Source organism: Pseudomonas sp. 203-8 (assembly GCF_020708595.1).
GTDB classification, from domain to species: domain Bacteria; phylum Pseudomonadota; class Gammaproteobacteria; order Pseudomonadales; family Pseudomonadaceae; genus Pseudomonas; species Pseudomonas aeruginosa.
Window position 1 is genome coordinate 517307 of sequence record NZ_JAJFDF010000004.1, and the last position, 26994, is coordinate 544300.

Annotated in this window: 16 protein-coding genes, 1 tRNA gene and 4 pseudogenes; 15 read left to right on the forward strand and 6 right to left on the reverse strand. The window is 56.6% G+C overall.

Annotated elements, in window-relative coordinates; translation table 11 throughout:
• The first annotated feature begins 59 nt into the window (after positions 1 to 59).
• The 15 genes from pheS to LJF27_RS12590 all read left to right on the forward strand — a co-directional run bounded on the left by pheS (position 60) and on the right by LJF27_RS12590 (position 22843).
• Positions 60 to 1076, forward strand: a complete 1017-nt coding sequence (gene pheS, locus LJF27_RS12520; protein WP_003090666.1) for a phenylalanine--tRNA ligase subunit alpha — start codon at positions 60 to 62, stop codon at positions 1074 to 1076.
• 34 nt (positions 1077 to 1110) lie between these two features.
• Positions 1111 to 3489, forward strand: coding sequence for a phenylalanine--tRNA ligase subunit beta (gene pheT, locus LJF27_RS12525; protein ID WP_023116943.1), 2379 nt, complete (start codon positions 1111 to 1113; stop codon positions 3487 to 3489).
• Positions 3490 to 3492: 3 nt separating this feature from the next.
• A complete protein-coding gene (ihfA, locus tag LJF27_RS12530) occupies positions 3493 to 3795 on the forward strand; it encodes an integration host factor subunit alpha (protein ID WP_003090661.1) in 303 nt (100 codons plus the stop codon).
• Positions 3776 to 4132, forward strand: a complete 357-nt coding sequence (locus LJF27_RS12535) for a MerR family transcriptional regulator (protein ID WP_003090655.1) — start codon at positions 3776 to 3778, stop codon at positions 4130 to 4132. Before ihfA ends, LJF27_RS12535 begins: the two co-directional genes overlap by 20 nt.
• 89 nt (positions 4133 to 4221) lie before the next feature.
• A tRNA-Pro gene (locus LJF27_RS12540) sits at positions 4222 to 4298 on the forward strand.
• A gap of 828 nt (positions 4299 to 5126) precedes the next feature.
• Entirely contained in the window at positions 5127 to 5330 is a 204-nt protein-coding gene (locus tag LJF27_RS12545; protein ID WP_011927933.1) for a helix-turn-helix domain-containing protein, read from the forward strand.
• A gap of 9 nt (positions 5331 to 5339) precedes the next feature.
• Positions 5340 to 5855: a BREX-3 system P-loop-containing protein BrxF gene (gene brxF / locus LJF27_RS12550; RefSeq protein WP_023116942.1), complete on the forward strand. Its 516-nt coding sequence runs from the start codon at positions 5340 to 5342 to the stop codon at positions 5853 to 5855.
• Entirely contained in the window at positions 5852 to 9583 is a 3732-nt protein-coding gene (locus LJF27_RS12555) for a DUF6079 family protein (RefSeq protein ID WP_023116941.1), read from the forward strand. The genes brxF and LJF27_RS12555 overlap by 4 nt, the downstream gene beginning before the upstream one ends.
• 2 nt (positions 9584 to 9585) lie before the next feature.
• Complete coding sequence (locus tag LJF27_RS12560; protein WP_023116940.1) at positions 9586 to 11475, forward strand: ATP-binding protein; 1890 nt, start codon at positions 9586 to 9588, stop codon at positions 11473 to 11475.
• A 12-nt stretch (positions 11476 to 11487) separates the two neighbouring features.
• Positions 11488 to 14220 (forward strand): DNA methyltransferase, encoded by a 2733-nt coding sequence (locus tag LJF27_RS12565; protein WP_025921116.1) that lies wholly within the window; start codon positions 11488 to 11490, stop codon positions 14218 to 14220.
• 3 nt (positions 14221 to 14223) lie between these two features.
• A complete protein-coding gene (locus tag LJF27_RS12570) occupies positions 14224 to 16146 on the forward strand; it encodes an AAA family ATPase (RefSeq protein WP_023116938.1) in 1923 nt (640 codons plus the stop codon).
• Positions 16139 to 17188, forward strand: coding sequence for a hypothetical protein (locus tag LJF27_RS12575; protein ID WP_023116937.1), 1050 nt, complete (start codon positions 16139 to 16141; stop codon positions 17186 to 17188). The genes LJF27_RS12570 and LJF27_RS12575 overlap by 8 nt, the downstream gene beginning before the upstream one ends.
• A gap of 5 nt (positions 17189 to 17193) precedes the next feature.
• Entirely contained in the window at positions 17194 to 20091 is a 2898-nt protein-coding gene (locus LJF27_RS12580) for a DEAD/DEAH box helicase (protein ID WP_023116936.1), read from the forward strand.
• A complete protein-coding gene (gene pglZ, locus LJF27_RS12585; RefSeq protein WP_023116935.1) occupies positions 20088 to 22082 on the forward strand; it encodes a BREX-3 system phosphatase PglZ in 1995 nt (664 codons plus the stop codon). Before LJF27_RS12580 ends, pglZ begins: the two co-directional genes overlap by 4 nt.
• Positions 22082 to 22843: a hypothetical protein gene (locus LJF27_RS12590; RefSeq protein ID WP_023116934.1), complete on the forward strand. Its 762-nt coding sequence runs from the start codon at positions 22082 to 22084 to the stop codon at positions 22841 to 22843. The genes pglZ and LJF27_RS12590 overlap by 1 nt, the downstream gene beginning before the upstream one ends.
• 138 nt (positions 22844 to 22981) lie before the next feature.
• On the opposite strand, the gene LJF27_RS12595 is transcribed toward LJF27_RS12590, so the two are convergent.
• The 6 genes and pseudogenes from LJF27_RS12595 to LJF27_RS12620 form a co-directional block, all read right to left on the reverse strand.
• Positions 22982 to 23563, reverse strand: a complete 582-nt coding sequence (locus LJF27_RS12595; protein WP_049877512.1) for a YagK/YfjJ domain-containing protein — start codon at positions 23561 to 23563, stop codon at positions 22982 to 22984.
• Positions 23564 to 23911: 348 nt separating this feature from the next.
• Positions 23912 to 24226 (reverse strand): annotated as a pseudogene (locus LJF27_RS12600) (integrase core domain-containing protein); the annotation flags it as partial.
• Positions 24207 to 25154: pseudogene (locus LJF27_RS12605) on the reverse strand (IS30-like element ISPa37 family transposase); the annotation flags it as partial. The pseudogenes LJF27_RS12605 and LJF27_RS12600, both read right to left, overlap by 20 nt.
• A 37-nt stretch (positions 25155 to 25191) precedes the next feature.
• Positions 25192 to 26175, reverse strand: a complete 984-nt coding sequence (locus LJF27_RS12610) for an IS3 family transposase (RefSeq protein ID WP_023128173.1) — start codon at positions 26173 to 26175, stop codon at positions 25192 to 25194.
• A gap of 69 nt (positions 26176 to 26244) precedes the next feature.
• A pseudogene (locus LJF27_RS12615) lies at positions 26245 to 26679 on the reverse strand (helix-turn-helix domain-containing protein); the annotation flags it as partial.
• A gap of 38 nt (positions 26680 to 26717) precedes the next feature.
• Positions 26718 to 26994 (reverse strand): annotated as a pseudogene (locus LJF27_RS12620) (DDE-type integrase/transposase/recombinase); the annotation flags it as partial.

Sequence of the window (26994 nt, forward strand, 5' to 3'; positions counted from 1 at the left end):
GTCACCGATAGGGGAAGAGCCTTACCGCTCTTCCCCTATTTTGTATCTGGAGTCCATACATGGAAAACCTGGATGCGCTGGTCTCTCAAGCATTGGAGGCTGTGCGACACACCGAAGACGTCAATGCCCTGGAGCAGATCCGGGTTCACTACCTCGGCAAGAAAGGCGAACTGACCCAGGTGATGAAGACCCTGGGCGACCTGCCGGCCGAAGAGCGGCCGAAGGTTGGCGCGCTGATCAACGTGGCCAAGGAAAAGGTCCAGGATGCGCTGAACGCGCGTAAGACCGAGCTGGAAGGGGCCGCGCTGGCCGCCCGGCTGGCCGCGGAGCGCATCGACGTCACCCTGCCTGGTCGTGGCCAGCTGAGCGGCGGCCTGCATCCGGTCACCCGCACGCTGGAGCGCATCGAGCAGTGCTTCAGCCGCATCGGCTACGAAGTCGCCGAAGGCCCGGAAGTCGAAGACGACTACCACAACTTCGAGGCGCTCAATATTCCGGGCCACCACCCGGCGCGTGCCATGCACGATACTTTCTATTTCAATGCGAACATGCTGCTGCGTACCCACACCTCACCGGTGCAGGTGCGGACCATGGAGTCTCAGCAGCCGCCGATCCGCATTGTCTGCCCGGGGCGCGTCTACCGCTGCGACTCCGACCTGACCCACTCGCCGATGTTCCACCAGGTGGAAGGGCTGCTGGTCGACGAGGGTGTCAGCTTCGCCGACCTCAAGGGCACCATCGAGGAATTCCTCCGCGCCTTCTTCGAGAAGCAGCTCGAAGTGCGCTTCCGTCCGTCCTTCTTCCCCTTCACCGAGCCCTCGGCCGAAGTGGACATCCAGTGCGTGATCTGCAGCGGCAACGGCTGCCGCGTGTGCAAGCAGACCGGCTGGCTGGAAGTCATGGGGTGCGGCATGGTGCACCCGAACGTGCTGCGCATGTCCAACATCGATCCCGAGAAATTCCAGGGCTTCGCCTTCGGCATGGGCGCCGAGCGCCTGGCCATGCTGCGCTACGGGGTGAACGACCTGCGTCTGTTCTTCGATAACGATCTGCGCTTCCTCGGACAATTCCGCTAGGCCAGAACGCAACCGGATTCCTTAGGAGAACAGGATGAAATTCAGTGAAAAGTGGCTGCGGAGCTGGGCAAATCCGCAGGTTTCCCATGACGAGCTGGTCGCTCGCCTGTCCATGGTCGGCCTCGAGGTCGACGCCGACCTGCCGGTCGCCGGCGCCTTCAGCGGCGTGGTGGTCGGCGAGGTGCTCTCGACCGAACAGCATCCGGACGCCGACAAGCTGCGCGTCTGCCAGGTCAGCAACGGCAGCGAGACCTTCCAGGTCGTCTGCGGTGCGCCCAACGTGCGCGCGGGCCTGAAGATTCCCTTCGCCATGATCGGCGCCGAACTGCCGGGCGACTTCAAGATCAAGAAAGCCAAGCTGCGTGGCGTCGAGTCCTTCGGCATGCTCTGCTCGGCCAAGGAATTGCAGATCAGCGAAGAGAACGCCGGTCTGCTCGAGCTGCCGGCCGACGCGCCGGTCGGCCAGGACGTCCGCACCTACCTGGAGCTGGACGACTACACCATCGAGGTCGGCCTGACCCCGAACCGCGGTGACTGCCTGTCGCTCGCCGGCCTGGCCCGCGAAGTCAGCGCCATCTACGACGTACCGCTGGCGCCGGTGGCGGTGGATGCGGTCGCCGCGCAGCACGACGAGACCCGTCCGGTCGAACTCGCCGCGCCGGCCGCCTGCCCGCGCTATCTCGGACGGGTGATCCGCAACGTCGACCTGAGCCGGCCGACCCCGTTGTGGATGGTCGAGCGCCTGCGCCGTTCCGACATCCGCAGCATCGACCCGGTGGTCGACGTCACCAACTACGTGATGATCGAACTGGGCCAGCCGATGCACGCCTTCGACCTCGCCGAGATCAACGGCGGTGTGCGCGTGCGCATGGCCGAGGACGGCGAGAAGCTGGTCCTGCTCGACGGCCAGGAAATCACCCTGCGCGCCGACACCCTAGTGATCGCCGACCACCAGCGCGCCCTGGCCATCGCCGGGGTGATGGGTGGCGAGCACAGCGGCGTCAGCGACAGCACCCGCGACCTGTTCCTCGAAGCCGCGTTCTTCGACACCATCGCCCTGGCCGGCAAGGCCCGCTCCTATGGCCTGCACACCGACTCCTCGCATCGCTTCGAGCGCGGCGTCGACAGCCAGCTGGCGCGCAAGGCCATGGAGCGCGCGACGCGCCTGATCCTCGACATCGTCGGCGGTGAACCGGGGCCGATCGTCGATCAGGTCAGCGAAGCGCACCTACCGAAGGTCGCGCCGATCACCCTGCGCGCCGAGCGTGTGACCCAGATGCTCGGCATGCCGCTGGACGCCGCCGAGATCGTGCGCCTGCTGCAAGCCCTGGAGCTGACGGTGGTAGCCGACGGGGAAGGGCAGTGGTCAGTCGGCGTACCGAGCCATCGCTTCGACATTTCCCTGGAAGTCGACCTGATCGAGGAACTGGCCCGTCTCTACGGCTACAACCGCTTGCCGGTGCGCTACCCGCAGGCGCGCCTGGCGCCGAACAACAAGCCGGAAGCGCGCGCCGCGCTGCCGCTGCTGCGGCGCCTGCTGGTCGCCCGCGGCTACCAGGAAGCGATCACCTTCAGCTTCATCGATCCGGCCCTGTTCGAACTGTTCGATCCGGGCACCCAGCCGCTGACCCTGGCCAACCCGATCTCCGCCGACATGGCGGCGATGCGTTCCAGCCTCTGGCCGGGCCTGGTCAAGGCGCTGCAGCACAACCTCAACCGCCAGCAGTCGCGGGGCCGCCTGTTCGAAAGCGGCCTGCGCTTCGTCGGTCAACTGGAAGGCCTGAAGCAGGAAGCCATGCTCGCCGGCGCCATCTGCGGCAAGCGCCTGCCGGAAGGCTGGGCCAACGGCCGTGACGGCGTGGACTTCTTCGACGCCAAGGCCGATGTCGAGGCAGTGCTGGCCAGTGCCGGTGCCCTCGGCGACTTCAGCTTCGTGCCCGGCGAGCACCCGGCGCTACACCCGGGGCAGACCGCGCGCATCGAGCGGGAAGGGCGGCTGGTCGGCTACCTGGGCGCGCTGCATCCGGAACTGGCGAAGAAACTCGACCTCGAGCAGCCGGTGTTCCTCTTCGAGCTGCTGTTGGCCGAAGTGGTCGACGGCCACCTGCCGAAGTTCCGCGAGCTGTCGCGCTTCCCCGAAGTACGCCGCGACCTGGCGCTGCTGGTGGACCAGGACGTGCCGGCGCAAGACATCCTGACACAAATCCGTGCGGCGGCCGGCGAATGGCTGACGGACCTCAGGCTGTTTGATGTGTATCACGGTAAAGGCATTGATCCGCATAGAAAAAGCCTTGCCGTCGGCTTGACCTGGCAGCATCCATCGCGCACTCTTAATGACGATGAAGTCAATAGCACGACGCAGAACATCGTCACGTCGTTGGAAGAAAGGTTCAATGCCACGTTAAGGAAATAGCGTATGGGGGCTCTGACGAAAGCTGAAATTGCGGAACGTCTGTACGAAGAGCTGGGCCTGAACAAACGGGAAGCCAAGGAGTTGGTGGAGCTGTTCTTCGAAGAGATCCGCCAGGCGCTGGAGCACAACGAGCAGGTCAAGCTGTCCGGTTTCGGCAACTTCGACCTGCGCGACAAGCGCCAGCGCCCCGGACGCAACCCGAAGACCGGTGAAGAAATCCCGATCACGGCCCGCCGCGTTGTCACCTTTCGTCCAGGGCAGAAACTGAAGGCCAGGGTTGAGGCATATGCTGGAACCAAGTCATAACGACGAGCTGCCACCGATTCCCGGCAAGCGCTACTTCACCATCGGCGAAGTCAGCGACTTGTGCGCGGTCAAGCCCCACGTGCTGCGCTACTGGGAGCAGGAATTCCCGCAGCTCAACCCGGTGAAGCGCCGCGGAAATCGCCGCTATTATCAGCGCCAGGACGTGCTGATGATCCGCCAGATCCGCGCGCTCCTCTACGACCAGGGCTTCACCATCGGCGGGGCGCGCCAGCGCCTTTCCGGCGACGAGGCCAAGGACGACGTCACCCAGTACAAGCAGCTCATCCGCCAGATGATCGCCGAGCTGGAAGAAGTCCTGCTAGTCCTGAAGAAGTGACAGAAGCAAAAAAAACTTCCACTTATCAGAAGCTTAGTATATAGTGCGGCTCACTTCGGAAGCACAGCCACTGAGCTTGGAAGTACAGTCGGGGCGTAGCGCAGCCTGGTAGCGCACTTGCATGGGGTGCAAGGGGTCGAGTGTTCGAATCACTCCGTCCCGACCAAAAAACCCTAGAAAATCCAGTCACTTAGCGGTGACTGGATTTTTTTATGGGCGAATGTTTTAGCTTTGAGTCCAGATTTACGCGTTTGGGTCACCGTTGGGTCACCGTTAGCTTGAATCTGCTTCCAGCACTATCAGTTCCCCATTGATGTCTTCGTGTCGAGCATGTATTCGAGATCTAGATCGATTGATTAGGGAGCTTGGGCGCAATCCGATCTCCGGCCATGCGACGGGCTATACGTGTGCTGAGCGAGGTCAGGATAGGGGGATCACATTCACGCTGCCTTCTTCTTCAATGGCAACGAAGTGCGCGGGGGCAAACCAAAGTTTGCGGAGTAATCAAGTGGATTTCTGGCTCTTGAGGTGCCAGAAATGGCTGGTCCTAGCTCGTGGCGCCTTCGATCCTGGGTCGGCGTCCGAGCAGCGGGAGGTCGGCACACAAAACGCTTAGGCCGTCAGGTTGTGACAGGAAGCTGATCCATGGAGAGCTGGTACCTCTAGCCGATCCGCAGTGTGACCCGCAGATCGACTGGTTTGAAGGCATCCGTCCCGAAGGCCGCAGCATGTATCTGGGGGCGCTCAATGAAAAGTGCAAACACCTCCGCCGCATGAACTTACACCATGGGTGCGCCTCAGGGCGGCGACCGGTCCACAGCTGAAAACTGGACCTTTTTAGGAAAAGTCGGCACTAATCGGCTCAAAACGCTTGATTTTGGCAAGCCTCAATGTAGTTTGTGGGGGGGGCTAATTTGCGGCATTGTGTCCGGATTTCGGTTTCCCGGAGACTTTTGGGCTTTACCGAAAACAAGATGATCGAAGGGCGAAGGCTATGGACGAGAGATGGCTGACAGTCGATGACATTTGCAAATATCTGAATGTAAGCAATGAAACGGTCTACAAATGGATCGAACAACGGGCTATGCCCGGTCATCGCGTCGGCCGTCGCTGGATGTTCAAACAAGACGAAGTAGACGAATGGGTCCGCTCCGGCGGTGCGGCTGATAAATCCGATAAGCCGGACACCGAGCAGTAGGGAGCGACCATGGCCGAACCGATACACGACAAAATAAAACGATCCCTCCAGGCAGCCGAAGGGCTGTATCACCGCCTGGTACTGCTGGTGGGTGAGACCGGTTCCGGCAAGACCGGCGTTCTTCGGGAAGTTGCCCAGGAGTTCGGGGCATCCGTCGTCAACGTCAATCTGGCTCTTTCAGGCGAACTGCTTGAGCTGACGGCAAAGCAGCGGTCGCTTCGGTTGCCGAGAATCCTCGACCAGATCGCGGACCAGGCTCAGTCACCCGTGGTGCTGGATAATCTCGAGATCCTTTTCGACAAGGACCTCAAGCAGGACCCCTTGCGGTTGCTGCAAGGCATTTCGAGAAACCGGACTGTGGTGGCTTCGTGGAACGGAATCGTGAATTCCGGGAGGCTTTTGTACGCCGAAACCGGACATCCCGAGTACCGCAGCTATGACTCAGTCGATGCGCTGATTGTGGGCATGGATGGCATGGCCACGGTCGACCCGGCAAAAAAGAATAGAGAGGCAGGACAAGCATGAAATATGGAGACCTTATCCAGTTCGACCCGATTGAGTCGGTCGTTCAGTTGCGTGACGCGGACAAATCGAGCGCCGCGCACACCCTCGTGAACACCTATGTCATTTCAGATGAAATGGCCGAACGGCTCACGCAGCTTGTCATCCCTCAGATGCAGTTCGATCAGCCGGTCGATAACAAGGGCCTGCTGGTCGTCGGTAACTACGGCACTGGTAAATCGCACTTGATGTCGGTGGTCTCCAGTCTTGCCGCAGACGCCTCACTGATGGAAGGACTGAGCCACACTGGTGTCCGCGATGCAGCCGCTCAGATTGCCGGTCGGTTCAAAGTTATCCGTACCGAGATCGGAGCCACCACCATGTCCCTGCGCGACATTCTGGTGGCCGAACTGGAAGAGCATCTCGAAATACTCGGTGTGAAGTATGTGTTCCCTGAAGCCGGGACCATCACCAGCCACAAACGGGCCTTCGAAGACATGATGGCCAAGTTCGGCGAGGTCTTCCCCGAACACGGCCTGCTGCTTGTGGTCGACGAGCTGCTCGACTACCTGCGCACCCGAAAAGACCAGGAGCTGATCCTCGACCTCAACTTCCTCCGCGAGGTCGGCGAGGTTTGCAAAGGCCTGCGTTTCCGCTTCATTGCCGGTGTCCAGGAAGCCATTTTCGACAGCCCGCGTTTCGCCTTTGTCGCCGACAGCATCCGCCGAGTGAAGGACCGCTTCGAGCAGATCCTCATTGCCCGCAACGACGTGAAATTTGTCGTGGCCGAGCGTCTGCTGAAGAAGACCGCCGAGCAACAGGCCAAGATCCGCGACTACTTGATGCCCTTTTCCAAGTACTACAGCGGGCTCAACGAGCGTATGGACGAGTTCGTCCGGCTCTTCCCGGTGCACCCCGACTACATCGACACCTTCGAGCGGGTCACCGTGGTGGAAAAACGCGAGGTGCTTAAGACCCTGTCAATGAGCATGAAAGGCATTCTCGGCAAGGATGTGCCGCAGAACGAACCCGGCCTGATCGCCTTCGACAGCTACTGGAACACACTCAAGCAGAACGCTTCCTTCCGCGCCATTCCCGAGATCCGGGCGGTCATCGATTGCAGCCAGGTGCTGGAATCCCGCATCGAGAGCGCTATCACCCGCAAGCAATACAAGCCGATGGCGCTGCGCCTGATCCATGCGCTGTCTGTCCACCGCCTCACCACCGGCGACATCTATGCCCCCATGGGCGCATCTGCCGAAGAGCTGCGTGACCGCCTCTGCCTGTTCGATCCGCTGATCGCGGAGCTGGGCAGCGATGAACCCGACAAAGACCTTCAGACCCATGTGGAAACGGTTCTGCGCGAGATCCATAAAACGGTCAGCGGCCAGTTCATCTCCTTCAATGCTGACAACCGCCAGTTCTATCTAGACCTGAAGAAGACCGACGACTTCGACGCTCTGATCGACAAGCGGGCCGAAAGTCTGGGCCAGGCTCAACTCGACCGCTTCTATTACGAGGCGCTCAAGCGGGTCATGGAATGCCAGGACGCCACTTACGTGACCGGCTACAAGATCTGGCAGCACGAACTGGTCTGGCAGGAGCATAAGGCAGCCCGCACCGGCTACCTCTTTTTCGGCGCTCCCAACGAGCGTTCCACCGCCGTGCCGCAGCGGGACTTTTACCTCTATTTCATTCAGCCCAACGATCCGCCGCGCTTCAAAGACGACAAGGTCAACGACGAAGTCTTCTTCCGACTGAAAGGCACCGACGAGGAATTCCAGACCACGCTGAGGAGCTATGCGGCTGCCCTGGACCTTACTGCCACCTCATCGGGTCATTCCAAGGCCACCTATGAATCGAAAGCCAACGGCTTCCTGAGGAAGCTGGTCCAGTGGCTACAGAAACACATGAGCGATGCCTTCGAGGTCACCTATCAGGGCCGTGCCAAGTCCATGACCGAGTGGGCCAAGGGCAAATCCATCCGCGACCTGTCGGGCCTGGCGCCCCATGAGACCATCAACTTCCGCGACCTGGTCAACGCCATTGCCGGTGTTTGCTTGGCACCGAACTTCGAGAACCAGGCCCCGGACTATCCGTTCTTCTCGGTCCTGATCACCGGCAACAACCGCTCTCAGGCTGCGCAGGATGCCCTGCGGGCCATCGCCGGGCAGAACCGCACCAAGCAGGCTACGGCTGTGCTGGATGCTCTGGAGTTGCTCGACGGCGAGAAGATCGCCCCTTATAGGTCGAAGTACACCAAGTTCATCCTCGATGCCGTCAAGGCCAAGGGGCACGGCCAGGTGGTCAACAGCAGCGAGATCATCCAGGATGACCACGGACTTGAATACATGAATCCGGGTGGCTCGCGCCTGGAGCCGGAATGGGTGAGCGTGTTGGTGGCGGCGCTGGTCTACTCCGGCGACATCGTGCTCTCCATCCCGGGCAAGAAATTCGACGCCACCGGGCTACATCAACTTGCCGCGACTAGCATGGACGAGCTGGTCCGCTTCAAGCACCTGGAGCAGCCCAAAGAATGGAATCTGCCCGCGCTTAAAAGCCTGTTCGAATTGCTTGGCATGACGCCGGGCATGGCCCAGCTCGTCACCCAGGGCAAAGACGAGCCGGTGCAGAACCTCCAACAGGCGGTAGGTCAGATAGTTAAGCGCATCGTCATGACCCAGCAGGCCCTGCGCGAAGGGTTATCCTTCTGGGGGCTGGATCTGCTCGCGGGCACCGACCTGGCCCGCCAGGCCAGTGGGCTGGACGAGGCCAAGAGCTTCTTTGAGTCGTTGCAGGCCTACTCCTCGCCGGGCAAGCTGAAAAATTTCCGCTACAGCGCACCCGAGGTGCTGGCACACGAAAAGGCCGTGAAGGCGCTGGATGAGCTGGGCGCGCTGCGTGAGTTCATCATGGACCATAGCCCGACGGCGTCCTGGCTCTCCACTGCCGAGGCAGTGTTGCCTGCCAACAATGACTGGGTGGACCGCATAAAGATCTCCCGGCAGGACGTACTGGATACCCTCAAGCAGGCCAACCTGACCGAACTGGCCAGCCAGTCTCAAAGCATCGGGGCCAAGCTGCTGAAGCTGAAAAAGGATTACACCGTCACTTATATCGGACTGCACACCAAGGCCCGGCTGGGAGTGAACGACGACAAGCGCAAGGCGGGTCTGCTCAACGACCAGCGCCTGCAAACCCTGCTCAAGCTGGCCGGTATCGACCTGATGCCCCGGCAGCAGCTCACTGACTACCAGAACCGCCTGGCCGGGTTGAAGAGCTGCTTCGCTCTGACCGAACAAAACCTCAGCGCCTCGCCCATCTGCCCGCACTGTGGGTTCCGGCCTTCGGTGGAAACCAGTACAGCGGTAGGGCCACAGATGATCGATCAGATGGACACCCAGCTCGACGCCATGGTGGCGGCCTGGACCTCCACCATTCTCAGCAACCTGGAGGATCCGACCACCCAGGCCAATATGGACCTGCTGAAGAGCGACGACCGCGAACCGCTGGAGGCCTTCATCAAGTCGAAGGGACTGCCGGTACCGCTGGATAGCAACTTTGTCCACGCTCTGAAGGAGGTGCTCTCCGGTCTGGTCAAGGTCACCGTCAAGGCACAGGAGCTGCAACAGGCCCTTCAGGTTACCGACGGACCGGCCACGCCGACGGAGATGAAGAAACGCTTTGAGGCGTACATCGATCAGCTAACTAAGGGCAACGATCCAGCGAAAGTGCGGATTGTGGTGGAATAATCATGGATATTGAACCCTCTGGTGCAATCAAACTATTTTTTCCCAATCCGTCATTGACCTTGGTCTATTTTGAGGCGTTGGCTAATGCGCTGGATGCTGGTGCAACAGAGGTGTCCATCGATATTGATGTGCAGGCGTTTGACAAGCCGGATACATTGAGGATCGCTGTTTCAGACAACGGTGATGGGTTTACAGATGAAAATTTTGATCGTTTCAAGACATTGCTGAAACCAAGGGACAAGTTTCATAAAGGCATTGGCCGTCTGGTGTTTCTCAACTATTTTGATCGTGTTGAAGTAATCAGCGTGCGAGATAAGTGGCAGAGAAAATTTATCTTCAAAAAGGGATTTGACGGCAATGCACCACTGCAAAATCTTGAGCAGGAGCAGCAGGCCAGAACAACCTTGACGTTTACGGGCTTTATTGGAGCTCGCGTCAAGTCATATGGCGATCTCAAGCCAGATGCCCTTAAGCCACTCTTGATTGAGCAATTTCTGCCTACACTGAATGCACGCAAACGTGAAGGAAAGGCATTCAAAATCTCCATCAATTTGAAGACAAATGAAAGTAACGCGCAGAAAGAATTTTTCCCGCACGAAACGACGATAACACCAGATGACCTGCCGTCAATGACCAAGATCACTATCCAGGATGATTCGCTGGATGCCATCTCGACCATTGATATGTACTATCACATTGAATCTGTGGCAGGAAAGGGAAGCTCGCTCATCGCATTCAATATTGATGGTCGGACGATACCAGCCAACCTGATATCGCCTTCGTCGTTCCCTCCAGGCTATCTTTGTGTCTTTCTATTCGAATCGGAAATATTTCATTCCAATGCAGATAGCTCGCGCCAGAAGCTGGTGCTGCCAGAAGGCATACAAGAATCACTTCTTTATCGTGTGTTGCGCCGCGAACTTGGCAAAATTCTGGCGGATAAGGTTCCGCAGATCAACGAGAAAAATGAGAAGGTAAAAGAAAAATTTGAAGAGCAATTCCCACACTTGCTGGGCTATTTCGAGGCCGATACCGTTGGCCTGATTGATCGAGACGATGCCTTGGCAATCGCTCAGCAGCGGTTTTTTCGAGTTCAGAAAGAAATACTTCAATGCGAAAAACTGAGTGAGGTTGCATACGAAAAATCGCTGGAGCTGTCATCTCGCACCTTGACGGAATACATTTTGTACCGTGATAAGATTATCGGCCGAATGAAAGAGATGACGGCCGATAATGCGGAAGCCGAGATACATAACCTTATTGTTCCAAGATACAAGGAGTTCTCGCAAGACACCATGTCTTCAGAGATTTACCAGAACAATGCCTGGCTGCTAGACGACAAATTCATGGTGTTTCGGACCATCCTGAGCGAGAAGAGCATGGATGCCGTTATCAACGCCATACGCCTTGATGAAGAAAGCGTGGGTGATACTGGTAGGCCAGATATCGCCATGATCTTCTCGGCCAACCCAAGCGACGCTGTTCCGGTAGATGTGGTGGTGGTTGAAATAAAGAAAAAGACTGAAGAAGAAAAGGATAATTTTTACGCAGTAAATCAGCTATTGGATCGAGCTGGGAAGCTGGTAGCGTACTGTCCGAACATTCAAAGAGTCTGGTATTACGCGATTATGAATATCAATGACACTACAGCTTTCCGATTGCGGCAGTTTAAGTGGACTCCTTTTTTCTCTAAAGGGAAGGTTTACTACCAAGAATTCGATACCCCGCATCCTGATGGTCGGATTATTCCAACGCCAACCTTCGTGGTGTCTTTTGATGCAATTGTAGCTGATGCTGAATGCAGGAATCATACATTCCTTGAGATTTTGCGTGATGGAATGAAGAAATACGCTGAAGAACAAAATAAATCTGATACTTCAGCTAATGCATAATTTGGAAGAGATATGAAGACGGATGATTTGTTTGCAGGGCAAACTCAACAAAATGAAAAGAATCCGGCCGGCCCGGTGACCTGCCTCGGCATGACTTTCGAGAACGACGAGGCCCGTCGCGCCCACTTTACCGAAGAGCTGCGCAAGAAGCTGCAGGACCCGGAGTTCCGTAAGATCGAAGGATTTCCCATCGGTAGCGACGAGAACATCCTGAACCTGAGCGATCCGCCACATTACACCGCGTGTCCAAACCCATGGATCGCCGACTTCATCGCCGAGTGGGAGGCGCAGAAGCCGGATCAGCCTGAAGGCTATCACTATCACCGCGAACCCTTTGCGGCCGACGTGAGCGAGGGGAAAAACGATCCAATCTACAACGCGCACTCTTACCACACAAAAGTGCCACCCAAAGCTATAGCAAGATACATAGCTCACTACACGGGACCAGGCGATATAATTTTTGATGGGTTTTCTGGTACTGGAATGACTTCTGTTGCCACGCAAATCGTTAATAAGGCTGAGGATCGGCCGCATTATGTATCGCGAAAATGCATCACTAATGATCTCGCGCCAATTGGATCATTCATCACAAGAGGCTTGTTAAGCCAGAGGCCCGCGGATGAGTTGGTTCGTGAAGCAACAAGATTGATAAATGAGGTCGAGAGGGAGTACGGGTGGATTTACGACACCCAGCACTCGGGGACCGATTCAAAAGGAACAATAGACTACGTAGTATGGACGGATTTTTTCCTGTGCACAGAATGCGCGGAAGAGATTGATGCCTATGACACTGTGGTTGATAGGGAAAACTCTTTGCTAAAAAAGGAGTTTCACTGTCCGGTGTGTGGAGCCTTCCTGCAAAGGAGTGCTCTGCCCAGAAAGATGGAGATGAAAATTGACGTCGTTACCGGAAATGCCGTTAGCCAGCCGAAGCAGGCCCCAAAACTTATTCAATATAAAATTAATGGTAAAGCCTACAAGAAATCGCCATCAAAAGATGATGTTGAGGTCATAAGAAAAGCTGAGGACCTGCTGCGTAATTCAAATATTCCGACATTGTCAATGAGTCACACATGGCGACATGTCAAGGATGGCAATCACCTAAAGGGTTATACACATACGCATCATCTCTACACCAACCGAAATCTCCTCGCCCTTTCCGCACTCCGCGATGCTTGCATGTGCTCGAAGTATAAGCAAGAAATGCTATTCATCCTCACAGGGTTTGTGGATGGTCATGCAAACAAAAGGAATCGATATTTAATAGATCGTCACCATCCTGAAGGTACGACGTGTGGGCCATTATCAAATTCATTGTTTGTTCCAGAGTTACAGTGTGAAGTTAATATTTTTTTAAAGTGGAAGCAGACGTTAAGGAAACAGGCTAAAGCTTGGGGGCATGGCTTGAAAAGCGATGCATGCATGCAGGCTGGGAGTTCAACGAAGCTGATAATTGAAGACGAATCGATAGATTATATTTTTGTAGACCCGCCTTTTGGGAAAAATATAATATATTCTGACTTGAACTTGGTGTATGAGTCATGGCTTGGGGTTAGTACTGCTGTTGATAATGAGGCGATAGTAAACGAGCATACAAATAAAAGTGTGTTCGATTATGGCTTGTTAATGGAAAAATGCTTTTCAGAGTTTTATAGAATTCTCAAGCCAGGTCGTTGGATTACTCTCGAATTTCACAATTCTCTCAATTCTGTATGGAATGCAATGCAGGAGGCCTTGTTCAAGGCGGGATTTGTTGTGGCAGATGTTCGTGCTCTTGATAAAAAACACGGTACGATTCATCAGGACTCTGGTTATACAGTAAAGCAGGATCTCATTGTAACAGCCTACAAGGCTGACAAAGGTTTAGAAGAGCGCTTCAAGTTGGAGGCAGGGACCGTTAATGGCGTCTGGGATTTTGTCAGAAATCACCTCGGCAACTTGCCGACTTTCGTAGAGCAAGAGGGAAAGTCAGCATTTATTACGGAGAGAAAAGAATACCTCTTATATGACAGGATGGTTGCATTTCATGTCCAGCGTGGTGTGACAGTGCCAATGTCAGCATCGGAATTTTATACGGGACTTGATCAAAGGTTTGCTAAACGTGATGGAATGTTCTTTCTGCCGCATCAAGCGGCCGAATACGATAAGAAGCGTATGACCGTCCAAGGAGTGGAGCAACTGATGCTCTTTATCTCAGATGAGGCTTCCGCCCGACAATGGCTGCGAGAGCAAGTACTGCAAAAGCCACAGACCTTTCAGGAATTACACCCGCAGTTTATGAAGGAGATCGGGGGCTGGAGCAAAACGGAAAAACCGCTGGAGCTTTCAACTCTCCTTGAGCAAAACTTCCTGCGCTACGACGGCAAAGGCCCTGTGCCGGAGCAGATCCACGCTTACCTTTCTACCAACTGGAAAGAGCTCCGCAACTTATCCAAGGTTGATCCAACCCTGGTCGCCAAGGCCCGCGATCGCTGGTACGTGCCCGACCCTAACAAGGCAGGCGACCTGGAGAAGCTTCGCGAGAAGGCGTTGCTCAAGGAGTTCGAGGAGTACAAAGAGGTCAAAAAGAAACTCAAGGTTTTCCGCCTTGAAGCTGTCCGCGCCGGATTTAAGAAAGCCTGGCAGGAGCGCGACTACGGTGTCATCGTCGCCGTGGCCGACAAGATCCCCAACAGCGTCCTGGAAGAAGATCCCAAGCTGCTCATGTGGTACGACCAAGCGGTTACACGGATGGGAGGCGAATAGCCCATGATTACTAAATGGAAGGTCTTCAACTTTAAGTCTATTCGCGAGGAGACTGAGCTAGATCTCGGCCCGCTCACGATTTTCGCTGGCGCAAACAGCAGCGGGAAAAGCACCTTCATCCAATCCGTCCTTCTCGTGGCGCAGACATTAGCCCATAAAGTCGGATCACGATCTGTCGTATTGAATGGCGCTCTCACCAGCTTGGGCCAGTTTGACGATCTGAAATCCAATGGTAGCGCGTCGGACCAAATCACCATCAAATGTACCTGTCGACCGCTTGCGGATCAGGATGCTGCATTAGGCAGATTGTCTCAGTTCGCGCCCCGTGGCGCTATTTACTACGGGCCGCGCTCCAATCAGCTTCAGGAAATAGCTTGTGAGATCTCGTTCGATGCTGATCCTTCAAGTTCCCAGCGTGATTTGTTTCAAATCCAACCTCGGCTCTTTGCCACTCAGTTGTCCTGCATATCCAGAGACGAGGACAACGTGGATCAGAAAGCCAATATCTCGATTCATCATTCCTCCAAGACTATCTCCGAAATCGCGAGAGCAAATGGTGCGAGTGAAATCGACGATCAGCTACGCGCCAGTTTGGCTTACGCTGTTGAACTAGACGATGGCTCCATAACTGAGGTGAAGGAAGACTTTCGTTCAGCCAAGCCAATCGGCTGCATGCTGCGACACTTCCTTCCCGAGAGAATTGTTTATGCCATCGATACCATCGAAGAGGACGCGAACGCCATCACCATGGCTCTCCAAGAGGATGGCCGTCGGGCCGTTGGCTTACGGCGCAACATGGGAAGAGAGATCCTTCTTTCCGAAGAGATCATTGCTGTGTTGCGCGAAGTCCTCAAAGGCACAATCGATTTTGACCAGACTTTCAAGGATAGGTATCGGCAGGAGTCACTATTCGGTTCCGAGTCCGAGACGCTTACATTCAGGTCTTGGTATGAAAGGTTGCGCAGCCTCCCACGTGACGAGCGTCTGAAGGTTCAGCAGGTTCTGCGTGAGCGCGATGATCTTTTCAGCCGTATTCACGCAGCTATGAAGGCAACAACGGCCGGGAAGTCAGAGACCCATGCCTTTGTCCAAGCCAGGCCACCTCGCTTGATAACTGAGGCTGCCTGGTATCTGGATAATTTCTTCGCCTCATCCTTGAAGTACCTCGGCCCGTTGAGGGATGCTCCCAAACCGCTGTATCCGCTTGCGCCAGCAGCCGACCCACATGACGTAGGCTTACGCGGAGAGCACACTGCTTCCATTCTTGAACTGCATAAAAATAAGAAGATCCGCTACATCCCGTCAACAAATTTCAAAGACCCGGTAATTGACCGCAAAACAGTGACCCGGACTCTCGAAGCAGCGGTTATCGATTGGCTCCAATATCTGGGAGTGGCTAGCTCAGTCAAAAGCCGAGATCAGGGAAAGTTGGGACACGAGCTGAAAGTGGGGCTTTCCAATTCGGATAGCACGCATGACCTCACGCATGTGGGCGTAGGCGTCAGCCAGGTTCTGCCAATCCTTGTCATGTGCCTTCTTGCTGACACGGACTCTACGCTCGTTTTTGAACAGCCGGAGCTGCACCTTCATCCGAAGGTTCAGACCCTGCTCGGCGATTTTTTCCTTTCGATGGCGCTATGCAACAAGCAATGCATTGTTGAAACCCACAGCGAGTATTTTATCGACCGCCTCCGCTTCCGAATTGCAGCGGCAACACCCGAGAAGGAGCTGAACAGCCAGACCAAGATTTATTTCGTGGAAAAGCCGTCGCAGGGATCAGCTTTCCGGGAGGTGGTGATTAATGAGTATGGAGCTATCTCAGATTGGCCGGAAGGGTTCTTTGATCAGTCCCAACAGCAGGCCGAGGAAATCCTGAGAGCTGCGGCGATGAAGCGCAAGGCAACCCGGAGGAATAAAGATGCATAGCCTGCCCAGCGTCACAATTGATGCAGGCGTGCTTGCAGTTCCCCATGTTGATTGCGCCAAGGATGATGCTTTCCAGTACGTGGATAGGCTACTGGACTGGAGCAAGTTGCTTGATGAGCCCTGGGTAGCCATTTACATGAGCGAGCGGGCCTCAGAGTCACTTTTTGCCGACGGATTGTATCCACTGAGGGAGCAACTCAGAGAACTGTTCAATGTCCACGGCATAGTAGAGTACGACGTCAATACGGTTGCGAGAATTGCCAACCAGCTTCTGACGATCACTCCATCCTTTGAAACCTACTATCGGGTCAAAGATATCTTGTCAGAACATCTGGCAACAAATCCGGAAGTTATTCGGCTGACAACTCATGACGGCCTCCAGTCCGATCTTGCCCGATGCATCACGTTGATAGCCGTCCTACGCAAGCACTGCTCCCAACCTCTTGGTGGCCATTCTCTCATACTGAGAGAGGCGCCCAAACAGGTAATCCAGGTAAGAGCCCATATTCACGAGCTCGAGCATTCCAGAGACGATATCCCTGTCTTGCCGTGCCCGCCCGAGTTCTTTGAAGGCGATGTGTTGGTTTGTGACGATTTTCGAGGACTGATCGATTGTCTCGATGAAACCGCCATTCTGGTTGGCGCGTCTGACGACCTTGGAATTAAACTCGCCGTCCGAATCGCTCTGTTCAAAAATGCGATTGCGCAAGGTGATTCCCCTGACTGGGGCGGCGTGATTGTTCCAGCCATTGGGTCCAGATTTCGGGAGTTGTGCCAGCAGATTTGCGCTGACCAAGGGGACTCCGTACCACCCAAGATTCTCCGATCAATCGTTGAGACTATCAAAGGACACAATCTTCCAGCCGTACACGCTCTGCGGACAGGGACAGGCGGAAATGATCCGCAAAGAATGCGTGGCTCCGATAAAGCGCAGCGGCGAGATATCGATAGGGAATTCCATCTTCATTACTGGGAGTGCGCCGACGGGACAGTCGAGTTGGCGTCCGTGGTTTATCACAACGATTTTTCAATTCCGGGATGATGCCGATGCTGGATGTTTGGCAATACAGCACCGTTCATAACTGCGCCTGCAAGGTCATCGAAGAACAGACCTTGTGGGGGCAGACGGTGTGCCGTGTCTGGTTGCCGAACCAGGATGCGGTGGTGCGTGTGCCTCGCTCCGCCTTGCGGCCGCTGGATGCCGACTTGCAGCCGGAGATTGAGGCAGGACGCATTGCCTATGTGGCGGCAGCAGCCAAGGTGGCTGAGGTGCTCGAAGGCTCCACCAGCGCCAGCGAGGGCCATGTATTGCTGGCTCCCATGGAGTCCAACGTTATCCCGTTGCCGCATCAGATCAACGCCTTGTCCCGGGCCATCTCTGGCGATCGCGTGCGCTACCTGATGGCCGACGAGGTGGGTCTCGGCAAGACCATCGAGGCCGGTCTGGTCATGCGCGAACTCAAGCTGCGCGGACTGGTTCGGCGAATCCTGGTCGTCTCTCCAAAAGGCATCGCTACCCAGTGGGTGGCGGAAATGCAAACCCACTTCAACGAGCAGTTCCAGCTTGTGCTGGGCGACGACATCGGCACATTGCAGCGCCTGGCTCCAGGGGCTGACCATCGGAACTCAGCTTGGTCGATGTTCGATCAGGTCATCGTCTCCCTGGATTCGGTCAAACCCATGGACAAACGGCGTGGTTGGACCGCCGAGCGCGTCGCCGAATACAACCGCAGCCGGTTCGAGGATCTGATTACCGCCGGTTGGGATCTGGTGGTGGTTGACGAAGCGCACCGCCTGGGTGGCAGCACCGATCAGGTCGCACGCTACAAACTCGGCAAGGGGCTGGCGGAGGCTGCGCCCTATGTGTTGCTTCTTTCCGCTACGCCCCACCAGGGGAAGACCGATGCCTTCCATCGCCTGATGAATCTGCTGGATGACGACGCCTTTCCGGATATAGACAGCGTCTCCCGCGATCGGGTGGCTCCGTATGTCATCCGCACTGAAAAACGGAAGGCTATCGATGCCGATGGCAAGCCGCTCTTCAAGGCTCGACGCACGCAGATGGCCCCGGTGGCTTGGGAGAGCCGTCATCACCTGCAGCAGCTTCTCTATGAGGCGGTGACCGACTACGTGCGCGAGGGCTACAACCAGGCCCTGCGCGAGAAGAAGCGCCATATCGGTTTTCTGATGATCCTGATGCAACGCCTGGTGGTCTCCAGCACCCGGGCGATTCGCACCACATTGGAACGGCGACTCGCGGCGCTCAAGGAAGGCGAACAGCAAGCCAGTTTGCGTCTGGCTGAACTGGAAAACGGCGCGGAGGGATTGGAAAGCCCAGACGATGAAATAGCCGAGCTCTACGACATGGACGGGCAGGAGCTGCTCGATGAGTTGCTGAAATCCCATGTGGCGGCTCTGCAAAGCGAAGGCAGCCATGTAGAGACCCTGCTGGATGCGGCGGTTCGCTGCGAACAAGCTGGACCGGACGCCAAGGCCGAGGCGTTGATCGAGTGGATATACGAGCTGCAGGCCGAGGAAAACGAACCGGATTTAAAGGTGTTGATCTTCACCGAGTTCGTGCCTACCCAGCAGATGCTGAAGGAGTTTTTGGAAGCCAGGGGGATCTCGGTCGTCACTCTGAACGGCTCCATGGATATGGAGGAACGCAAGCAGTCCCAGGATGCCTTCCGTAGATCGCACCGCGTGCTGGTTTCCACCGACGCGGGCGGTGAGGGTCTGAACCTGCAGTTCGCCCATGTCATCATCAACTACGACATCCCCTGGAACCCGATGCGGTTGGAACAGCGGATCGGTCGCGTGGATCGTATCGGCCAGCCCAAAACGGTGCGGGCGATCAATTTCGTGTTTGAGGATTCGGTCGAGTTCCGGGTCCGCGAAGTGCTGGAACAGAAGCTCTTGGTGATCTTCGACGAGTTCGGTATCGATAAGACCGGCGACGTGCTCGACTCCGCTCAGGCCGGTGAACTGTTTGAGGATGTGTTCGCCTCGGCCATCCTCAATCCTGACGGTATAGAAACCGCTGTCGATCACACGGTGGCTCGGCTTCGCGATGAGATTCAGCAGGTGCACGAGTCTTCCGCCATCTATGGAATCTCGGACGAACCGGATGTGCAGGCGGCCGAGCGTCTGCGTTCCCATCCACTGCCCCACTGGGTGGAGCGGATGACGGTCGGCTACCTCAATTCGCACGGCGGTTTGGCCAGCCGCAAACGCTCCTGGTGGGATCTGAATTGGCCGGACGGCCAAGAGCACCGCAAGGCCGTGTTCAACGCCCGGGAAGCGAATCGCCTGACCGATGCAACCCTGCTCAATCTTGAAAACAGCTGTGTCCGTGGGCTGGCCTTGAACCTCCCGCAGATCGCGGCGGGCCAGCTAGTGCCTTGCGTGACTGTGAGCGGGCTACCGGCCACCATCTCGGGTTTCTGGGGGCTCTTTGAGATCCGCCTTCAGGCCGGGATGCACCAGAAGGCTCAACTCTTGCGCATCCCCATGGTGCGGCGCGGTTATGTCAGTGTGTTCTTGAGCGAAGAAGGCAAACTGTTTCTGCCCACGGCCCGGCATATCTGGGATGCGCTGCAGACTGCGGAAGCCCAGGTGCAGGTCACCCTCGAACAGGATGAATCCATTGCCGTCCATGAGCGGTTGCAGGAAGCGGCCGAACAGGTCGGACAGGAGCTGTTCGACGCATTACAGCAGGCGCATCTCGCCTCTGTGGCTCGGGAGGAGGAACGCGGAATCGTCTCCTTTGCCTCGCGCCGCAAGGCCATTGAGCGGGCTGGATTGCCGGAGGTGCGGCAATTCAGGCTATCTCGTTGCGATGCGGACGAATCCGAGTGGCGACACGAGTTGCAGTCAGCGCGGCAGATCGTGCCAGAAATCCGGCCGTTGCTGATGTTGCGAATTATCAAGGGAGGCGCTCAATGAGTAGTTGGCGAGACGCCATCCTGAATGACTTTATACCCAACGTCAGCAAGCTAACCCTGGTTGCCGATCCGGACTGCTTATTGACCGAGGAGACGTTGGCATTAGAACTTCGCGGGCGCGGCTTCGACCTGATCGAGTTCAGTGATCCGGTCGAATTCAGATACGCCTATGAATCCAGGTACCGTTCGATCTGGGATCGGGGTGAGCACACCGATCTAGTGGTGGTCCTGCGCTTGCAGGATACGGAGCTGGAGTCGCTGCCATACGACCTGCTCCAGGCGGGTCGGAAACTGTCGTTCAACCTGGGGGATCTCTTTCCCAATTTGAGCTACCCGGTCATCGAGAAGCTCGACCGGAGCCTGCTGGATTCACTTTTTGAGGCCCAGCGTAAGTCGCCGCCGGATCGCATGGGCGACAACGCCACCAAGGATTTCATTCTCCGTCATGTGTTCGGCATTGCGGCGGAACTGATCGCCAATGAGGTGGAGCTGCTTCGCGCCTTGCTCCGCCTGCACTACGGCAAGCTGCAACTCCCGCTGATGCTCGCCGAGCGGCTTATCCAGGTTCTTAAAGGCCATGATGGGCTCAAGACTTGGCCGCTCTCTGAAATCGTTCCGGACGATGAGGCCTTCTTTGCTTTCCTGCAGGAGCGCTGGCCGCTTTTTCTTTCCAGGCTCGGCAGCGTCAATCAGGTGCGGGAAGATTCGCCGGAATACGGCCTCAAGTATCCCGGTCCTGGCCGCCTGCCGTTCGACCATAAGGACATCAAGGTATACATCGATAACTTGTTCCTGGAAGGGAAGCTCGCCCCTGTCGAGGCCAAAGGCATTGAAGTGGATGCGGGGTCTTGGGTTCGAAGCGGTATCGCCACCTCCGGCGTGGACGATGATGAGCTGCGGATCTCCCGCCTGTTTGACCTTGTCGAAAAGGAGCTGCCCACAGCGGAAGCGCGTTACTCGGACTGGACCGCCTTTGCTTTGAAATGGGCCGAGCTCTCTTCGCTGGTTCATTGCGGCAACAGCACCGAGCATCAGGCCCGGCTCAAAGAAATCGGCGACGCACTGAACACGACCTTTGCCGGTTGGCTTGCCGACCACTACTCCAGTCTGATCAATTTGCCGCCGACCAATCCGGCCATGCTCCACCATGTGCCGCGCCGCCTGGCTCGGGATATCGAAGACTCCGGCAATAGCCGGGCCGCGCTGATTGTGGTTGATGGTCTGGCCCTGGATCAGTGGGCGACCATCCGCCAGCTTCTGCAAAAGCAGGATGCCAATCTAGTCATGCGCGAATCCGCGACCTTCGCCTGGATTCCGACGCTGACCTCGGTATCGCGGCAATCGATCTTCTCGGGCAAGCCGCCGCTCTATTTCCCGTCATCCATCAACTCGACCAACAGCGAAGAGAAACTCTGGAAGCAGTTCTGGGAAGGTCACGGTCTGTCCCGGCTGGATGTCGCTTACCAGCGCGGCCTTGGCGACGGCGATGCAGCGGGCGTCCTCGACTCCGCAATCCACCCTGGGAAAACCAAGGTGGTGGGGCTTGTCGTGGACAAGGTCGACAAGATCATGCACGGCATGCAACTCGGCTCGGCCGGGATGCACAACCAGATCAAGCAATGGTGCCAGGGTGGGTTCCTGGTTGCTCTAGTCGGCCAACTGTTGGAATACGGCTATGAGGTCTGGCTGACAGCCGATCATGGCAACATCCAATGCGACGGTAAAGGCCGCCCATCTGAAGGTGTGATTGCCGAAACTCGTGGCGAGCGTGTTCGTGTCTATCCAACGCCGGAACTCCGTGCTCAGGTGGCTGGGGCCTTCCCGTTTGCCCACGAGTGGCAGCCGGTCGGATTGCCCGCAGATTATTTCCCCCTGGTGGCCGGTGGCCGCGACGCATTCGTGAACCCTGGAGATGCCATCGTAGGTCACGGCGGTGTAGCCATCGAAGAAGTCATCGTGCCCCTTGTGAAGTTTGAGAGGAGAACACGGTGATGGGCAAAAGACATGAGGCCATTGGCATCAAGCAGGTGATCCGTTTCGAGTGGATGCAGAAAGCAGCCAATCTGCTGCTGGCTGGGCTCGACGCCAAGACCATCCGCCATGAGTTGCATGAGTCCTTCGCGGACAGAAAAGGCAACGGCTCCGAAGGCGAACGAAGCGATCAGACCCGGACCTTTGTCGTCAACAACCTGATGAAGATCTGGGTCGCTCCTGACCCCGAGTTGATTCCCTTCCGGGATGCCTCACTGGCGTTTTTGCGGGAAAACCCGTCCATGACCCTGGCGGTCCACTGGGGGATGATCTCGGCGGTCTATCCGTTCTGGTTCAATGTGGCCCGGCAGACCGGCCGTCTGTTGGCCCTGCAAGATCAGGTGACACAGACGCAGATCATCAATCGCTTGAAGGAGCAGTATGGCGACCGGCAAACGATTTTCCGTTATGGCAGGTACGTTTTGAGGTCATTTGTAGCCTGGGGATCTTTGAAGGATTCCGGGGCCAAAGGCTGCTATGAGAAAGCCGCTCCGGTGAGCATTGTCGACGCAAACCTGGCCATCCTGATGCTCGAGTCCGCACTCCTGGCCACCTCGGAGGCCACAGGCGCATTGGGGCTGCTCCTGAACAATCCGGCATTTTTCCCGTTCACGTTTCCCGTGATGACCGGTGACTTTGTATCCCAGCATAGCGAGCGGATCGACGTGGTTCGCTATGGGCTAGATGACGAGCTCCTGAGATTAAAGGCAGCTAAATATTAACTTAGATACGACTTTTTCATTGGGGAAGACCATCCTGTGCCCACGCTGGCCTATGCCGTCTACCCGAACGAAGCATTCAGGATGCTTTGAGCGCTCGGACGGTACTATCTGGCTCTAGCAGTTAGCTGTGCGCCGCCCTCACTGATATCTGAGCTTCGGCATCTGGCCTTTGCCATACGTCCTGCGGCCTTTGGGTTTGATGAGGAGTGGCTGATCGTTCTTTGTCACGTAGCCAACCCCGTAGAAAATCGTTGAATATTCGGCCTCGTAGGGCTGTTCAAACATTCCGACAGCAAGACGGCCTTCCTTGCGGAACTTTTCCTTGTGGCGTGAGTTGTTGCAGGAGAAAAAGTAACCTTTGTCACGTGTAACCTCTTGCCAGAGCTCGCCAATTTGTATTGACTTTCCCCAATCGTTCTCGACGTATCGTCCGTCGAACAGGAAGGCTATGTGGATGTGGAAGCCTCGATCTTTTCCCTGTTCAATAGACCATACATATCCGGTCTCATGCTTGAAGGCCGAGTGTTGTTCGCGCTTACGAATGAGAGTGTCTAGATCGTGATAGACGTGCTCAATACGAATGAGCTGATTGACCGCGCTCCGGTAGTGAAGGTCAAGCCGAACAATCGTTGTGCAAGGTGATTTCTCCATTACGCAGGGGATGTAGGTCTCGAATGCATCGATTCGTTCTTTGATAGCGCGCTTTTGGTCGTAGGGCACTCGCCTGTAACTTCGATGAGTGGCTAGCTCACGAATCCTGTCTACCAAGGTGTTCATCGACTTGTGGTGGCTGAGGTATCCAAAGTTGAAGGACTCCCTGCAGATAGGGCCGTTGGGATCTCTTTCCAAACCGATGTCGTGACAGGCTTGCCAGAAGAGTTCCAGGCTTGGACTGTAGTCGTACCAGTCATCATAAGAACTCAATAACCGCTGAACGTCTTGGAAGTGTCTGGATAATCTTGTGTTTCGAATTTCCTCTCGGCCTGTTGGTGTTGTCCGAACATGGAAGGCTGGTGAGCTAGAGTCGATGCATGCTCGTACTAGGCGGTCAATAGCTATCTGTAGTGGTCAACCCATCCCGGACAGTGGGTTGAGTTTTTCTTCGGCCACCGCAGGCGGTAGCCCGTCGTTGAATTGATGCGGCCTGATCCAGTTGTAGCGGTGCATCAGGTAATGACTGATGTCCCGTTGGGCCTCCTGCGCCGTCAGGTAACCCGTTGACGGGACCCACTCCGACTTCAGGCTGCGGAACAGGCGCTCCATCGGCGAGTTATCCCAGCAATTCCCCCGACGGCTCATGCTCTGCTGCATCCGATAGCGCCAGAGCCGTTGCCGAAACAGGCGGCTGGCGTACTGGGTGGATTCAATCGGCCGTCGCAACACTGGGTTGCTGAATAGATGTTAGATAGTCGTTCAGTACCTCGGCAGGTGTTTTCCAGCCGAGCGTTTTCCTGGGTCTAGTGTTCAGCGTATGGGCTACGGCTTGGATCTCTTGGTAACTCCAACGAGACAGGTCGGTGCCTTTCGGGAAATATTGCCGCAGAAGACCGTTTGTATTCTCGTTCGTACCGCGCTGCCATGGACTGTGAGGGTCGGCAAAGAAGACTTTTACTCCAGACTCAATGGTAAAGCGGACGTGATCCGATAGCTCCTTTCCACGATCCCAAGTCAATGATCGCCACAGCTGAACGGGTAAGCCAGTCACGGCCCTCTTCAATGCATTGGTCATGGTGACAGCACCGTAGCCAGCAAGAGCGGGGCCGTTCTTCGTCCGGGGAGTCAGCCCGTAACCTTCCTCGCGAGGCAGATGAACGAGCATGGTAAATCGGCTTGAGCGCTCGACCAGCGTCCCGATGGCGGATCGGTTCAGGCCAATGATCAGATCACCCTCCCAATGCCCTGGTAAGGCACGATCCTCCACCTCAGCAGGACGGCTGGAAATCATGACATCCTCGCTGACATGTGCCCATGCTTTGGCCTGCGCCCTGGCTCTTGGTACGCGCAACGCCCGCCCAGTACGCAGGCAACTCACCAGTTCATGCTTGAGAGCGCCTCGCCCTTGAATGTAGAGAGCCTGATATATGGCTTCGTGAGAAATACGTATGGACTTGTCATCCGGGAAGTCGATTTGCAGCCGGTTGGCAATCTGTTCGGGTGACCAACCATTGACCCATTTACGGTCACCACGATGTGGTTTATTTCGTCCCTTGAATGGTGCCTGTAGAGGACCGGCAATCTCACGGCCATTAGCGTTATGAACCTTGCCTTCCAAGCGCTCTTGCACGTAATGGCGCAGTTGCGGGTTGGTCACTGGACTTGCCCCTATCAAACCGGACACCGGTACCCCGTTAAGTTGATGCCTCAGCCAAGCGCCTGAACTCCCGAGGTGAGCGATATTTCAGGGCGCTATGCGGATGTTCCTCGTTGTAATGCTCGAAGGCGATGGCCAGGTTGCGTAGGGCCGTTGCTCGATCGGGTTTGGGCATGTGGCGGATGTAGTCGCGCTTCATGGTCTTCACGAAGCTCTCGGCCATGCCGTTGCTCTGCGGACTGCACACCGGGGTTGTCAACGGCAGCAGGCCGATCTGCCGGGCAAAGGCGCGGGTCTGTTCGGCGGTATAGGCCGAGCCATTGTCGCTTAGCCATTGCACCGGCGACGCAGGCAGTTCGCCGCCGAAGCGCTGCTCGATGGCTTCCAGCATCACGTCGCGGACATCGTCGCCACTGTAGCCGTGGGGGCTGGCCACCCAACTGATGGCTTCACGGTCGCAGCAGTCCAGGGCGAAGGTCACGCGCAGCTTTTCGCCATCCTCGCAACGAAACTCAAAGCCATCCGAACACCAGCGGGTGTTGCTCGTGTCCACGGCCACACGACCTTCGTGACGCCGCGCCACACCCGGCTGTTTGCGCCGCCGTTCCAACAGCAGATCGTGGTCCCGCATGACGCGGTAAACCCGTTTCACATTGACCGGTGAGTGCGCAATCCATTTTCGCGAGCGGGCGATCTCCACCGCTTCCTTGAGGATCTCGGCCTCCATGGTCTTCTTGCCCAGCATCCGTTGCAGTTCGCGGATCTGCTTGAGGGCATCGGCCAATTCGGAAGCGGGCACCACCGCTTCACCGGCACTGACCGCCGAGAGGCTGCCGTCCTGGTAGAGCTTGCGCCAGTGGAACAGTTGGTTGGGGTTGATGCCATTGCGCCGGGCCACCACCGAGACGCTTTGCCCGGGCTCCAGGCTCTCGCGCACCATGGCCAGTTTCTCCTCGACGCTCCAGCGGCGACGCCGCTCCTGGCCGAGTACTTCGATGGTTTTGTCTTTGCTGTTAGTCATAAACACAGTCGTTTGCCTATCCCTTATGGTAAGGGGGAAACGGTGTCCTGTGTTTCAAGGGGCTCTTTCAGTCACCAATCTCGCCGGCTTCGGTCTCTTGGCAACCAATTCAGCCTTCCACTGCGCGACTGAAGCGCGATACTCGAGCCGGCCGCTACGAGTTGCTGCGTTACGAGTCAGCTCCCGTGAAATGGTCGACGGACTTCGTCCAAGACGGCGAGCAATCTCACGCACACCAATACTTTGCGCCCGGAGCAGCCCGATCTCTTCTCGCTCAGCGAACGACAAGTACCTTCCTGATATGTGGTTCGACATGAATAATGGCATTCCGCCGCGATGACGGAACCAGCGTGTGCCTACCGCTGACGATACGCTAATAGCCTCTGCCGCCCTTTCGCTTGTGATCCCGGTTGCGATCTGTTCCCAAAATAGCCGCTCGATCTCTCGGCGAAGTGACGGGGCACCTGGCGAGCGCATTGCCCCTCGCCCCGTCAACTCCTGCATCCACCCTGCAGGTCGCCCCATAAACACCTCCACGATCAAAGGTGTTGCAACGACCGGTTGAATCCACCCTGGCTGCCCTGGTCTGAATGGAACAGCACCTGCTGTGGCCTGCCGCGCTGTTCGTAGGCCATGTCCAGGGCCTTGATCACCAGCTCGGCATCCGGCTTGGCCGAGAACGCCCAACCGACCACCCGCCGGGTATGCAGATCCAGCACCGCGGCCAGGTAGTGCCAACGGCCTTGCGCCCAGACGTAGGTGATGTCGCCACACCACACCTGATTGGGATGCTCGGTCGCGAATTCGCGGTTCAGCCGA

Bases quoted from the DNA above. Each gene is read 5' to 3' on its own strand.
- LJF27_RS12580 (WP_023116936.1), top strand. From the start codon at position 17,194: ATGCTGGATGTTTGGCAATACAGCACCGTTCATAACTGCGCCTGCAAG.
- brxF (WP_023116942.1), top strand. From the start codon at position 5,340: ATGGCCGAACCGATACACGACAAAATAAAACGATCCCTCCAGGCAGCC.
- LJF27_RS12565 (WP_025921116.1), top strand. From the start codon at position 11,488: ATGAAGACGGATGATTTGTTTGCAGGGCAAACTCAACAAAATGAAAAG.
- LJF27_RS12590 (WP_023116934.1), top strand. From the start codon at position 22,082: ATGGGCAAAAGACATGAGGCCATTGGCATCAAGCAGGTGATCCGTTTC.
- LJF27_RS12555 (WP_023116941.1), top strand. From the start codon at position 5,852: ATGAAATATGGAGACCTTATCCAGTTCGACCCGATTGAGTCGGTCGTT.
- LJF27_RS12545 (WP_011927933.1), top strand. From the start codon at position 5,127: ATGGACGAGAGATGGCTGACAGTCGATGACATTTGCAAATATCTGAAT.
- pheT (WP_023116943.1), top strand. From the start codon at position 1,111: ATGAAATTCAGTGAAAAGTGGCTGCGGAGCTGGGCAAATCCGCAGGTT.
- LJF27_RS12610 (WP_023128173.1), bottom strand. From the start codon at position 26,175: ATGACTAACAGCAAAGACAAAACCATCGAAGTACTCGGCCAGGAGCGG.
- pheS (WP_003090666.1), top strand. From the start codon at position 60: ATGGAAAACCTGGATGCGCTGGTCTCTCAAGCATTGGAGGCTGTGCGA.
- ihfA (WP_003090661.1), top strand. From the start codon at position 3,493: ATGGGGGCTCTGACGAAAGCTGAAATTGCGGAACGTCTGTACGAAGAG.
- LJF27_RS12575 (WP_023116937.1), top strand. From the start codon at position 16,139: ATGCATAGCCTGCCCAGCGTCACAATTGATGCAGGCGTGCTTGCAGTT.
- LJF27_RS12535 (WP_003090655.1), top strand. From the start codon at position 3,776: ATGCTGGAACCAAGTCATAACGACGAGCTGCCACCGATTCCCGGCAAG.
- LJF27_RS12560 (WP_023116940.1), top strand. From the start codon at position 9,586: ATGGATATTGAACCCTCTGGTGCAATCAAACTATTTTTTCCCAATCCG.
- LJF27_RS12570 (WP_023116938.1), top strand. From the start codon at position 14,224: ATGATTACTAAATGGAAGGTCTTCAACTTTAAGTCTATTCGCGAGGAG.
- pglZ (WP_023116935.1), top strand. From the start codon at position 20,088: ATGAGTAGTTGGCGAGACGCCATCCTGAATGACTTTATACCCAACGTC.